Consider the following 12,144-nt stretch of genomic DNA (forward strand, 5'->3'; position numbering starts at 1 on the left):
CATTCTTAAGATTTTTATTATAATTAAAATTAGTGATGTTCTATTACTATTTACTTACATTTTATGGTAACTATCATATTTTATTTGACGTTATCGACGTTTATCAGTTTCTTCTCTAAATCCTTCCAGACTAATAGCTGGCGTAACATTTCCCACTTCAAGCATTCTATCAGCAAATTCATCATCAATAAGGGTACCATTAGTATACATCATAAAACCAACATCATCATGTTTTTCAAAAATATCAAAAAGCTGAGGATAAACTGTCGGCTCACCGCCTGAAAAAACTATAAAATAAATTCCCATTTCTTTAGCCTCAGTAATTATTCTATCAATTGTAGCAAAATCAAGACTATCACTTTTATTATATTCGCCAGCCCAGCACCCTTCACAATTCAAATTACAGGCACTAGTAGGGTCAATAAGCATTGTCCAGGGCACGTCTACTCCAAGATCTTCAGAAAGTTCATACTGATATGGTATACCAAAAATAGCTGAATTAACAAAAAAATTCATTAAAAGTCCATTTTTATAAGAGGGTGCAATATCATTAATTTTTTTAAGATATTTTTTTATCAAAGGAGTCGTTTTATAATTTTCTTTGATAATCTTAATAGCATTTTTGTGATTATCTCTTCTAGCTAATTTTTCTCCAATATCTAGAATCTGCAAAAAATTTTCTTCAGGATCTTTTTCCAGATATTTTAAAGCCTGTTTGATCAACTTATCAGCGGCGTATTTTTTTGCCAGTTCAAAATCAATACTCATATTAACTCCTCCTCTTGTATTGTTCTAAATTATCTCTTTAATACTTGCTCATTCGCAGTTTTTAATTTTTCTTTAAATTAGATTTGCAATTTTTAAAAGATAAGAAATATTCTTCTCCCGTTCTCCTGGAAATCTCCTGTCCAAGATCAATATCATAATAAGCAGTGCATAAACGCCGCGCTTTCTTTCTGCTTCAGCCCCCCTTTTTATTCCCTTTTTTCCTTTAATTTGTATTAATATCTGATCTACTATCTCTAATAATTCAGATCGCAGCCGGGTTACAATTTTTTCTTCTTTATTATTTATATCTTTTTTAATGACTTCATCTATTATACCTTTTGATTTATTAATTTCATCATAGAGATGGGTAATAAACTTTTCCAGATCAAGTTCATCTTTTTTTAAATATTTATCAAAAATTTTTTTATTATTGTTAATTCTTTCTTCAATAACTTTTATAAATAACTCCTCTTTATTAGCATAATAATTATATAATGTTCCAACAGCAATACCGGTTTCTTCAGCAACAATTTTCATACTAACAGCAGAATATCCTTTTTTAGAAAATAACTGATATGCTGCTCTAGATATTTTACTCCTTAAATTATTGATGATTTTAGGCACAACATTCACCACCTATTTTTTAAAATTTACAATTATTTTAATGAACTCAAATTCATAATGTTTTATGAACTTAAATTCATTATATATTATGAAAATAAATATGTCAAATTTTTGTGAAATTTTAAAATATAGGGTAAAATGCAGCTTGAATAAATTTATTTAAATTCTTTTTTTATCAATTTAAATTTACCGGTAGTACCTGTACCGTCAATATTTTTGACTTTTTTTATCCTGAAATTAACATTTTGTAGGTTTTTACTCTGAAGTATCTTTGTTAATTCTTCTTTTATTTTCACCATTACATCCTCATTTTTTCTTCCCTTTTTAATAACCGCCTTGAAAACAAAGGAAGTTTCACCCGTCTGTATCACCTGATATTTATTCAAACCTCTAATATATAATTCCACAAATATTATTGGATGAATAAACTCTTTTTTTCCAGCTTGATTTTTAAACCATAATATATCCTCCTGGCGTCCGATAATTTCTTTTACCCTGTTAAAAGGCCATCTATCTTCATTTTTCCGTTCATTTACCGATACCAGTAAATCAGACATTCGATATCGTATAAGTGGTTGGGTATAATTATAGAGATTTGTTAGGTAATAGCCTTCTTCCGCAGTTTCAATATAATTAGCATCATCAAAAATATATAAATGATTAAACTCCTCTTTTTTTACTCCGATCACCAGGGACTCCGAAGCAGCATAATGATTAACAAGAGAGGTATTCCAGGTCTTTTTAATAAATTTCCTGGTTTCTGCTGTCAGCGGTTCACCCCCGCAGATTACCACTTCTGGTGATATATCTATTTTGCCAGCTCTCTGCATTTCAGCCAGGACCCTGATCCCGAAAGGATAGCCTGTAAGATTATGAGGGCGGCATTCATTTAACCTTTGGCAATAATCTTCTAAAGGATGATTAATATTAATTATCAGATATTTTTTATAGAAGTATTCTTCCAGGGAATTAATAGGGCTTAAAAAAAGGCTGACCCCGGCATAATGACCATCTGCTGCTCCAATAAAAGCATATCTTTTTCTCTTAAGACCAAAATTAGTAAATAATCTCAGGGAAAGAGCCTTGATAAAATCCCACTCCTTTGAATTATAAAGAAAATATCCAATTCTGCCTGAAGAACCAGAGCTATGAATAACGTGATATTTATTATTTAACTTGCTAACGGGAGAAGGATAATTTTCAAGAAAAGAAGCAATCTTATCACAGCTAATATTTTTATCAGTTACTAATCTTTCATAGTTTTCCATCATTATATTTTTATCAAGAGCAGGAAGATCTGAATGTTTAATCTCTGGCAGGTCTTTTTCCTTAATCCCGTGGGCTGAATAAAAATCACGGTAAAAAGGAGAATTATTATAAGCATAATACAGCAGCTTTCTAAATTTATTCTCTCTCAGTTTTAATATTTCACTTCGACTTTTATTTAAATTTTTATCCAGCTTATATTTATAATACAGGATTCTTGGTATACTCATAATTTTCTCTCCTTAGTTAAAGCTTTTCTGCAGCTTCATATTCTGCACCAAAAGTTTCAACTGCTACTGATTCCATTATCTGATCTTCCCGCGGCATATCTCTGGCTCCAGTTTCTACCTCAGCTATCTGATCAACAATATCCATACCTTCTATAACAACCTCACCAAAAGCAGCGTATTTACCATCCAGATGAGGTGCATTCCTGTGAACTATAAAAAACTGGGAACCAGCAGAATCAGGATGAGCACTCCTAGCCATTGAAATTACTCCTTTTTTGTGGCTCAAGTCATTATCATAGCCATTCTCGGAAAACTCACCTTTAATTGAATAACCAGGGTCTCCCATACCAGTACCATCAGGACAGCCCCCCTGAATCATAAAACCTTTAATTACTCGATGAAACTTAAGGCCATCATAATATCCGGCTTCTACTAATTCTATAAAATTCCTAACAGTATTTGGAGCTATTTCAGGATATAATTCTACCCTGATTTCTTCCCCACTTTCCATTGTTATGGTTATTTCTGGGTTTTTTTCCATTTAAAACACCTCTTATTTATATTTCTAGCCCTTATACCGCTTCTATTATATACAAATTGAACATAAAATTAAAGTTGTTATTTAAATAAAATATTATTAAAAGTTACTAAATAACTCCCCTATAACTTTTCTTCAAGACTCATTCAATCATAAAAATTTCAAAATTGACAAGCAAAAGCAAAAGATTATATAATTAACTTAAATAATTTGAATTTTCTAGTGAGAAGGGAGAAGAGATAGTAATGAAAAAGACTTTATTAACTGTACTATATTTTAGTATTATTTTCTTATTTATTTTAACAAATTTTGCAGGGGCGCAGGAATACAAAATCGGGATTTCTCAGTTTGTTGAACATCCATCCCTGGATTTAGCCAGAGAGGGATTTGTTGATCAACTGGCAGAAGAAGGTTTTGTAGAGGGGGAAAATCTTCAAATCGATTTACAGAATGCTCAGGCAGATTTTTCAACTGCTCAAACTATTGCCCAGAGATTCAACCAGAATAAACTGGATTTAGTACTGGCTATAGCCACCCCCTCAGCTCAGACTGCTGCCAATGTGATATCTGAGACTCCGGTTTTAATTACAGCTGTTACAGATCCTGTGGAGGCAGGTGTAGTCAACAGTATGGAAGCACCTGGTGGAAATGTAACTGGAACTACGGATATGAATCCAGTAGCCAAACAGCTGGAATTAATTAAACAATTTTTACCGGAATTAAATACTCTCGGAATTTTATATAACCCAGGAGAGGTTAATTCTGTTGTCCAGGTTGATTTAGCTAAAGAGAAAGCTAAAGAAATGGGAGTATCTGTCGAGGAAGGAACAGTTAGCAACAGCAGTGAAGTAAGCCTGGCAGTATCCTCTCTGGTTGGAAGTGTTGATGCAATCTATGTTCCAACTGATAATATAATAGTTTCTGCAATGCCAACTGTACTGCAGACAGCATATAATAATCAGATTCCAGTCTTTGCTTCCGAAAACAATTCGGTTGAACAGGGTGCTATTGCGACTCTTGGAATAGACTATTATCAGCTAGGAAGACAGACAGGTTCCATGGCTGCCAGAATTTTAAATGGTGCTGCTCCCGCAGAAATGGCAGTTGAATCTTCTGAAGAATTAAAGCTTTATATTAATCAAAAATCAGCCTCAGAAATTGGCTTAGAAATTCCAGCAGACTTATTAGAATCTGCAGATACTATTTTTTAAGAATAATTGAAGATAATTTTACAAAAAAATAAGTATCCAAAAAAAAGGCCAGGCTATATAGCCTGGCTTTAATATTCTAAAAAATGGTGGTGGGAGACAGAATCGAACTGTCGACACGTGGATTTTCAATCCACTGCTCTACCGACTGAGCTATCCCACCCAATATGTAATTTTAAAATAAAAATGGTTGCGGGGACCGGATTCGAACCGATGGCCTCCAGGTTATGAGCCTGACGAGCTACCAGACTGCTCTACCCCGCGCTATTAAATGGTGAGCCATGGAGGATTCGAACCTCCGACAACCTGATTAAAAGTCAGGTGCTCTGCCAACTGAGCTAATGGCCCATTTCTCTTGCGACGCTTTTTATAATATCAATAATAAATAGAGTTGTCAAGAAAAAAAGCAAAAAAAAAATAAAAAGGCAGGCAATTAAGGCCTGCCCATAGAATTTAATTTTATTTTTATGGTAAATAGTTCTTTGGATTTAAAGGTTCTTCATTTCTCAAAACACCAAAATGAAGATGAGGACCAGTACTTAAACCACTACTTCCTGATAAAGCAATTTGTTGGCCTTTGCTTACCATTGCACCTCTGGCCACTGTCACTCTAGAATTATGACCATAAAGAGTTTCTACTCCATTTCCATGATCAATAATTACTGTATAACCAAAACCATTCATCCAACCACTATGTACAACTTCGCCAGATGCTGCTGCTCTTACACTTGTACCTCTAGGAACTGCAATATCTAAACCATTGTGGAATAATCTTGTCTTCTTAATCGGATGAGTTCTCCAACCAAAATTAGAAGTTATCCGCCCATTTACAGGCCAGATAAAAGCATTTCTACCTAATTTAAAAGGTCCTCTTGTATAATTAGTTATTACAAGCTCATCACCAGCAAAAATTCGATCTCCATTTATATTATTATTTCTACGAATTGTATCTATATCAGTACCATACATTTTAGCTATGGTACTTAGAGCATCTCCTCGCTGAACTTTATATACTATCCGATCAGAAGAAGAATTATTTTTTTTAGTTTTTGTCTCACTTTTACTGCTGTTTGAAGCTTTAAAATCTACTATTGGAAGCACCAGTTCCTGACCTATTTTTATGAAATCTGAATTTAAATTGTTGGCATTCATAATTTCTTCAACAGGCAGATTTCTGCGAGCCGCAATTGTAGAAAGGGTATCTCCCCTGCGGACAGTGTAATAAATTTGTGCTTTTTTAGTTTCTGTATTTGTAGGTTGAGTTTTTGCTTCAGCTGTTAATATATTTTCTCTAGGTATTTTTAAGTCTTGTCCGGGTTTTATTCTAGAAGAACTCATGTTATTAAACTCCATAATTTCTTCTACAGTTACATCTCTTGACCCAGCAATTCCTGACAGAGTATCTCCATTATCTACAACATAAAGCTCATAAGATACTTTCTCAGAAATCATTTTTTTCAGTAATTCAAGGGTTCTACCACCAACAATACCATCAATCTTTAAACTATTATTTTTCTGAAAAGATTTTACTGCATCTTCGGTAGTCTTTCCAAATATACCGTCAGTCGATACATTATAACCAAGGGTTTCTAAATATTTTTGGACTTCAATCACATCTCTACCCCGATCATTTAATCTAACCTGAAAAGCAGAAGCAGCGATAGTTATTGACAAAAGAAAAACTAATAAAATTATTAGTGTAGTTAAATAATTATTTTTTTCCATTTCTCCCCTCCCTTCTTTTTTGCTCTACTATATTTAATTCAAGATAAAACTCAAATTTCCTTTTTATATTTCCCTTTTTTGTTTAAATTTATAAAATTATTCTGTCTCAGGGCTTCATAAATAATAATGGAAACAGAATTCGAAAGATTTAAAGACCTTAAATTATCCTTCATTGGAATTCTAATACATTTATCAAGATTTTTTTCTAGTAACTTTTCCGGCAAACCAGCAGTTTCTTTACCAAATAAAAAATAATCATTTTCCTGATATTCAAAATCAGCATAAGATTTTGCGGCTTTAGTAGTGGCATAAAAAAAGCGCCCATCTTTGTTTACCTCAAAAAAATTATCTAAATTGTCATAATAACTGATATCTAATTTATCCCAGTAATCAAGACCAGCTCTTTTTAAATATTTATCTGATGTTGAAAAACCAAGAGGTCTAACCAGATGCAGTTTAGAATCAGTTACCGCACAGGTGCGAGCAATATTACCAGTGTTTTGTGGAATTTCAGGTTCAACAAGTACTATATTCAAAATCATCACCTAATTAATTTTTTAATTATTATGTTGAGTAAAAGTTATTTCTTCTATAAAACTCATATTGTTATTACTAACTATTAATTACTAGCTATTAAATATTAATAATCAACCCATCATAGGCTGCACTAATATTTTCAGGCAAATAATCATTTAACTTTTTATGATCCAGTCTGTGGGAGATATGAGTTAAATAACCATGTTTTAAATTCAATTTGTCAATTAACTCCACCGCCTGATCAACAGACATATGAGTTGGATGTTTTTCAAATCTCAACGCATCAACAGCAGCATATTCAATACCTTCCAGCAGTTTTAAGGAGCTGTCCGGAATCTTACTGCAGTCAGTTAAATAAGCAAAATTATTAATTCTGTAAGCAAGAATTTTATTATCACCATGATAAATCGGAACAGCTTTAACATTTAAATCCATAAACTTTATTTCTCCCTCTATCTTTTTTAAAATAACCTGGGGTACCCCTCCACCAGGGTTTTCATCTGAAAAAATATAAGGGAAAATCCTTTTAATATGATTTAAGGTTTTATGGTCACCATAAACAGGCATTTCTTTACCCTGAAACCAGTTTAAAGCTCTGATATCATCAAAGCCCATAATATGATCGGCATGAGCATGGGTCATTAAAACTGAATCAACATTTTTGATATTATTATTAATCAACTCCAGCCTCATTTCCGGTGGTGTATCTATTAACAAATTATATTCTTCACTTTTTATATGAACCGAAGTACGCATTCTTTTATTTTTCGGATTATCAGACTGACAGACCTCACAATCACAGGCAATTACAGGTACCCCGTGGGAGGTTCCTGTTCCTAAAAATGTTATCTGCAAAAAAACAACCCCTCTCATAAAAATTTTAACTTAAGAGAGGGGTATTTGTCAAACTATTGACTAATTTATTTGTTTAAGTAATCCCTTATTTCTCAGGAAATTCGCTAGTTTCTTATAAATCAAAACTGTAACAATAGAATTAATAATAGCTTTAGTTAAATTAAATGGTAAAATACCGGGTAACATCATTTTTAAAACCTGTTCTCTGGGAATTCCGTAAAATATTGGATTGAAAATTAAATTGGCAGCTGCCATCACAACTGTCATTGCTATAGAACCAATTACAAGCCCTTTAATTGCTCCTCTTTTATTATGATGTTTCTGATAAAAATATCCGGCTGTCCCTGCAAAAATTCCTGTAGCTAAAAAATGCATAAAAGCACCAAACGGACCTCCTAGACCAGTAAATACAGCCATCAAAATTGATAAGATAAAGGTTGCTCCTAGCGCTGCAGTTGGCCCAAACATAAATGAAATGATTAAAATAGGTATGTCACCTGGTTCATAAATCAAAAATGGTAAAAACATTGGAAAACGAACCAAAAGCATTAAAACTAAAGAAAAAGCTGATAAAACTGCAATCGTTGTAATTCTTTTTGTATCCATTTTTTCTCTCCTTTTTTTAATTTTTTATCTTCATATCTTTACTCAAAAAAAAATTAGCCCTTTAAACAAACAGGGCTAATTAATTATTTAATCTTCTTTATTCCGGACTTTACCGTCGGTACTGGAATTTCACCAGTTCAGCTAAAGCTCGTGGACTATACCACCGGTTTGGAATTGCTATTACGCTCACCAGACCCTGAAGATAATATTTTTTTGTCAGTATTATTATAAACAATATTTGTTTAAAAAGCAAATAATTGTCCCGGAAAGTTTATTATTAGCACTATTATAACATTCTTCAATCAACTTGCTTAATTTCTACTCCCGGGTAAAAATGCTTAATAATCTCTCTATAATCCCAGCCTGCAGCTCCCATTCCAGCCGAAGCTGACTGATCAAGACCCAGATTATGACCCCAGCCTGACCCATAAACATAAAGTTCTTTTAAATAACCGTTCTGATCATAATGACTGTCAAAATAAAAGCGACTGCTTTTTAAACCTCCAAGAACTCTCCTGATTTGAGATACACTATAATTTTTGCTTTCCTGATCACCATAAATACTTAGTGAAGTAATAGTGCCTCCCTGTGCTCTCTGATTAACTTCAATCTTTTTAATTTTATTAAGTTCACTTCTATATTCAATAACTTCTGCTGGTATTCTTAGCTGCCAGCGATAATTACTACTGCCATAATCTTTAGAATAAGATTCAGGTGTATAAAAAAGCCACTGCTGCAGTTTTACTGGTGCCAGAGGGAAATTATAGTCATTACTCTTCATCTGATTTGCCCCTCTTAAATAGGGTAAATCTGCAGACCAGATCTGATCACTTCGTTCTGTAAAACCACCACTGTTACTACTGAAAACAGCTTCTATAACCCGGCCTTCAAAGACAGCACTTTCGCCTTCAGTGGACAGAACAGCCTCTGTAGTCCGCTGGTTTTCACTCATAATTCCTTTATAGGCTGCACAGTGAACACTGGAACAGAGATCATAACCATCACTTCGATGACGCCCAAGATTACTCAGCGTATAGCTTCGAGCAGCAACAGCCTGAGCCTTTAATGATTCAATTGGCCAGCTGGCATAAATTTCTGAGGGCACAACAGAAATTAAATATGGTGTTAATTCAATTTGATTAATTAAAGTAAATTCTGTTCCTTTGCCACTAATAATCATATTACCCCTATACTGTCTGTTACCACTTCCCTGCCAAAAATAACCCTGACCATAACTTATATTATAAACATAAAAAGATGAATTCTCCTGGCTGCTGTAAATCTGATATTCAAGCTTGGAACTACCCAGCTTTACTCTATTCTCTTCAGTCCTGATAAATAATGATCCGGCATCGATTTCAAGTAAATAGTTCTTTTTTGCCTGACCTCTATAAATAATTTTACCATCATAAACAACAGAAAATGGAGCTGAGTATTGAAAAAGAAGATGTTTATTATTTTCCTGAAGTCCAATTCTCAACATCTGTGTTTTTTTCTGATTATTAATTTCTTCCACTTCTCGCCAGGAAGCCTCTAAAGCAAAAGGATTAATCTCTTCTGGTTTATCTTTTTTATCTTCATCTGGCTTTAACTGAGGATATTTGTTCTGATACTGATTTATTTTTTGATAGGCAAGATCTCTAAACCAACCATAAGAAAGAGTTCTCTGCCAGTAATTATATGCTTCAATTTCTTCTCCAGCAAGTTCAAGCATTTCAGCCATATTTTTAAATAAATAAGTCTGACTCCTGTTGGCCTGATAGGCTGCCTGATAATTTTCAAAGGCCTGCTTAAAATTATTCTGATATCTATTCAGCTCTGCACTGAGTAGATATATTTCTGACTGATTTATTTTAAGATTTGTGATTTTCATTAAATATTCTTCTGCTTTTTCAATTTTTTTTAAATCTAAATTGTTTTTTATTAAATAATAATATTTTTGAAAAAGCAAAGACTTCTGATCTATGTCCAGGTTAATTTTATTTTCCAGTATAAAAATTGATGCCAGATTATTATTTATTTCGTAAAAATTAACCGCCAGATCCAAATAGTCCTGACTTTGATTACTTAAAATAGCCAGCTGAAGCAGAGTTCTATTTTCTGCTTGAAGTTTATTCTGATCATTGTAAATAACAGCTAAATTTCTTCTGCTTTCCAGATTAAAAGGATCAAGTTCGATAATCTCCAGGTAATGATTTTCAGCAGACTGGTAATTCCCCTCATAATAAGCTTCCTTTGCTAATTTAAGTAATTCACTAATATTTCTATCTCTGCTATCCTGAGCCATAGTTAAAGATACCTTATCTTTCTCCTGATAAAAATGATCAACTACTGGAATAAATATTCCCAATAATAGAGCAGAGATTATTATTAACCTAAAAACTTTTTTCATTAAATACAACTCCTAGTTTAAAGAAGATCACTTGCAATTTCAGCAAGTTCTGATCTTTCCCCTTCTTTTAACATAACATGACCGGCAATTTTTTGATCATGAAACTTATGAGCCAGATAATTTAAACCATTTTTATGAAAATTTAAATATGGATTATCAATCTGAAATGGGTCACCTGTAAAAATTAGTTTGGATCCCTCTCCGGCTCTGGTTACAATAGTTTTAACTTCATGCAGTGATAAATTTTGAGCCTCATCAATTACTATAAACTGGTCAGGTACTGATCGACCTCTAATGTAAGTTAGCGCCTCAATTTGAATTAAATCTTTGTCCAATAATTTTTGATAAGCAAATCGAGCATCCTTATTACGGTGAACTATAAAATCTAAATTATCAAAAATAGGCTGCATCCAGGGCCCCATTTTTTCCTCAACATCCCCCGGCAAAAACCCAAGTTCCTTACCCATCGGCTGAATCGGTCTGGCTACCAACAATTTAGAAAAAGCCTGTTCGTCCACAACTTTTGAAAGTCCGGTTGCTATAGCCAATAATGTTTTTCCAGTACCAGCCTTACCCGACAGAGTCACCAGCTTAATTTGATCATCAAGCAGCAGTTCAAAAGCCAGCTGCTGTTCTCTATTTCTGGCTCTTATTTTTGCAGGCTGACTCTTATTATAGCGAAGAGTAACCAAATTTTCACCATCAAATCTGGCAAGAGCAGTGTTTTTATTCCTATCATCAGCTGTTAGCTGCACAAATTCATTTGGATAAAGCGAATCATTAAGCTGATTTAATTCGGATGGAGAAATTTTTTCCTCCTGAAAAAACTTATCAATCAAAGAGGAACTACAGTTAATTTCTTTAAATCCAGAATAGATTTCTTCTTCTTTCAGTTTGGTAGAACTATGCTCCTCTGCTTTTACCCCATAAGCATCACAGATTAAACGCAAATTAATATCATCAGAAACCATTACTACCTTTTTTTCTGAATTTTCCTCTTGCAAATGGATAGCTGTCGAAATAATTCTATTGTCCATTTTGCTGGAACTTAAACCTTCTGGCAGTTCAAGGCCCCCGTTAATTACTATTTTAACAGTTCCTCCAGAATCCAGCTCTACACCATCATGTAAGTTGCCTCTGCTTCTCAATTCCTCCAAAATTCTTGAACTTTCACGTGCATTGAAACCTAAATCTGAACTTTTAGTCTTTAAATTATCAATTTCCTCTAAAACAGCCAGTGGTATAATAACATCATTATCCTCAAAACTATAAATAGCACGAGGGTCATTTAAAAGTACATTTGTGTCCAGAACAAATATTTTTTTCATTTTTGTTTCCCCCTCCAGTTTCTATTTTTTTTACTGAGCTACTGATTTTAATTTTAAAATCTGTTAC

The 12,144-nt window shown here is 33.3% G+C and carries 11 protein-coding genes, 3 tRNA genes and 1 riboswitch; of the genes, 1 reads left to right on the forward strand and 13 read right to left on the reverse strand.

The window, feature by feature from the left end; genetic code table 11:
* Positions 1 to 90 precede the first annotated feature (90 nt).
* From DFR80_RS01435 to DFR80_RS01450, 4 genes are all read right to left on the reverse strand, one after another.
* On the reverse strand, positions 91 to 768 hold the full coding sequence (locus tag DFR80_RS01435) for a radical SAM protein (RefSeq protein WP_114489027.1): 678 nt from the start codon (positions 766 to 768) through the stop codon (positions 91 to 93).
* A 72-nt stretch (positions 769 to 840) separates the two neighbouring features.
* Entirely contained in the window at positions 841 to 1,392 is a 552-nt protein-coding gene (locus DFR80_RS01440; RefSeq protein ID WP_158537669.1) for a TetR/AcrR family transcriptional regulator, read from the reverse strand.
* 155 nt (positions 1,393 to 1,547) lie between these two features.
* Positions 1,548 to 2,888, reverse strand: a complete 1,341-nt coding sequence (locus tag DFR80_RS01445) for a phenylacetate--CoA ligase family protein (RefSeq protein ID WP_114489029.1) — start codon at positions 2,886 to 2,888, stop codon at positions 1,548 to 1,550.
* 16 nt (positions 2,889 to 2,904) lie between these two features.
* The gene (locus tag DFR80_RS01450) at positions 2,905 to 3,429 is read right to left on the reverse strand and encodes a peptidylprolyl isomerase (protein WP_114489030.1); all 525 of its coding nucleotides are present in this window, start codon (positions 3,427 to 3,429) and stop codon (positions 2,905 to 2,907) included.
* Between the two features lie 242 nt (positions 3,430 to 3,671).
* On the opposite strand from DFR80_RS01450, the gene DFR80_RS01455 reads away from it, so the two are divergent.
* The gene (locus DFR80_RS01455; protein WP_114489031.1) at positions 3,672 to 4,637 is read left to right on the forward strand and encodes an ABC transporter substrate-binding protein; all 966 of its coding nucleotides are present in this window, start codon (positions 3,672 to 3,674) and stop codon (positions 4,635 to 4,637) included.
* Positions 4,638 to 4,721: 84 nt separating this feature from the next.
* Here the strand turns inward: DFR80_RS01455 and DFR80_RS01460 are convergent.
* The 9 genes from DFR80_RS01460 to DFR80_RS01500 form a co-directional block, all read right to left on the reverse strand.
* Positions 4,722 to 4,797: transfer RNA gene (locus DFR80_RS01460), tRNA-Phe, on the reverse strand.
* Between the two features lie 24 nt (positions 4,798 to 4,821).
* Positions 4,822 to 4,898 (reverse strand) — tRNA-Met (locus tag DFR80_RS01465).
* Positions 4,899 to 4,906: 8 nt separating this feature from the next.
* Positions 4,907 to 4,982: transfer RNA gene (locus DFR80_RS01470), tRNA-Lys, on the reverse strand.
* 117 nt (positions 4,983 to 5,099) lie between these two features.
* The gene (locus tag DFR80_RS01475; protein WP_076546052.1) at positions 5,100 to 6,359 is read right to left on the reverse strand and encodes a LysM peptidoglycan-binding domain-containing protein; all 1,260 of its coding nucleotides are present in this window, start codon (positions 6,357 to 6,359) and stop codon (positions 5,100 to 5,102) included.
* Positions 6,360 to 6,409: 50 nt separating this feature from the next.
* Positions 6,410 to 6,901 (reverse strand): tRNA (uridine(34)/cytosine(34)/5-carboxymethylaminomethyluridine(34)-2'-O)-methyltransferase TrmL, encoded by a 492-nt coding sequence (gene trmL / locus DFR80_RS01480; protein WP_076546051.1) that lies wholly within the window; start codon positions 6,899 to 6,901, stop codon positions 6,410 to 6,412.
* 91 nt (positions 6,902 to 6,992) lie between these two features.
* Positions 6,993 to 7,751, reverse strand: coding sequence for an MBL fold metallo-hydrolase (locus tag DFR80_RS01485; protein ID WP_076546050.1), 759 nt, complete (start codon positions 7,749 to 7,751; stop codon positions 6,993 to 6,995).
* 60 nt (positions 7,752 to 7,811) lie between these two features.
* Complete coding sequence (locus tag DFR80_RS01490) at positions 7,812 to 8,357, reverse strand: ECF transporter S component (RefSeq protein WP_114489032.1); 546 nt, start codon at positions 8,355 to 8,357, stop codon at positions 7,812 to 7,814.
* A gap of 86 nt (positions 8,358 to 8,443) precedes the next feature.
* Positions 8,444 to 8,565: riboswitch (FMN riboswitch) on the reverse strand.
* A 90-nt stretch (positions 8,566 to 8,655) separates the two neighbouring features.
* A complete protein-coding gene (locus tag DFR80_RS01495) occupies positions 8,656 to 10,749 on the reverse strand; it encodes a SpoIID/LytB domain-containing protein (protein WP_114489033.1) in 2,094 nt (697 codons plus the stop codon).
* A gap of 17 nt (positions 10,750 to 10,766) precedes the next feature.
* Positions 10,767 to 12,077: a PhoH family protein gene (locus tag DFR80_RS01500; RefSeq protein ID WP_076546047.1), complete on the reverse strand. Its 1,311-nt coding sequence runs from the start codon at positions 12,075 to 12,077 to the stop codon at positions 10,767 to 10,769.
* Positions 12,078 to 12,144: the final 67 nt, after the last annotated feature.

The organism is Halanaerobium sp. ST460_2HS_T2 (assembly GCF_003337665.1).
In the GTDB taxonomy this organism is placed as follows: Bacteria; Bacillota; Halanaerobiia; order Halanaerobiales; family Halanaerobiaceae; genus Halanaerobium; species Halanaerobium kushneri.

Bases quoted from the DNA above. Each gene is read 5' to 3' on its own strand.
- DFR80_RS01500 (WP_076546047.1), bottom strand. From the start codon at position 12,077: ATGAAAAAAATATTTGTTCTGGACACAAATGTACTTTTAAATGACCCT.
- DFR80_RS01495 (WP_114489033.1), bottom strand. From the start codon at position 10,749: ATGAAAAAAGTTTTTAGGTTAATAATAATCTCTGCTCTATTATTGGGA.
- DFR80_RS01435 (WP_114489027.1), bottom strand. From the start codon at position 768: ATGAGTATTGATTTTGAACTGGCAAAAAAATACGCCGCTGATAAGTTG.
- DFR80_RS01455 (WP_114489031.1), top strand. From the start codon at position 3,672: ATGAAAAAGACTTTATTAACTGTACTATATTTTAGTATTATTTTCTTA.
- DFR80_RS01450 (WP_114489030.1), bottom strand. From the start codon at position 3,429: ATGGAAAAAAACCCAGAAATAACCATAACAATGGAAAGTGGGGAAGAA.
- DFR80_RS01445 (WP_114489029.1), bottom strand. From the start codon at position 2,888: ATGAGTATACCAAGAATCCTGTATTATAAATATAAGCTGGATAAAAAT.
- trmL (WP_076546051.1), bottom strand. From the start codon at position 6,901: ATGATTTTGAATATAGTACTTGTTGAACCTGAAATTCCACAAAACACT.
- DFR80_RS01490 (WP_114489032.1), bottom strand. From the start codon at position 8,357: ATGGATACAAAAAGAATTACAACGATTGCAGTTTTATCAGCTTTTTCT.
- DFR80_RS01475 (WP_076546052.1), bottom strand. From the start codon at position 6,359: ATGGAAAAAAATAATTATTTAACTACACTAATAATTTTATTAGTTTTT.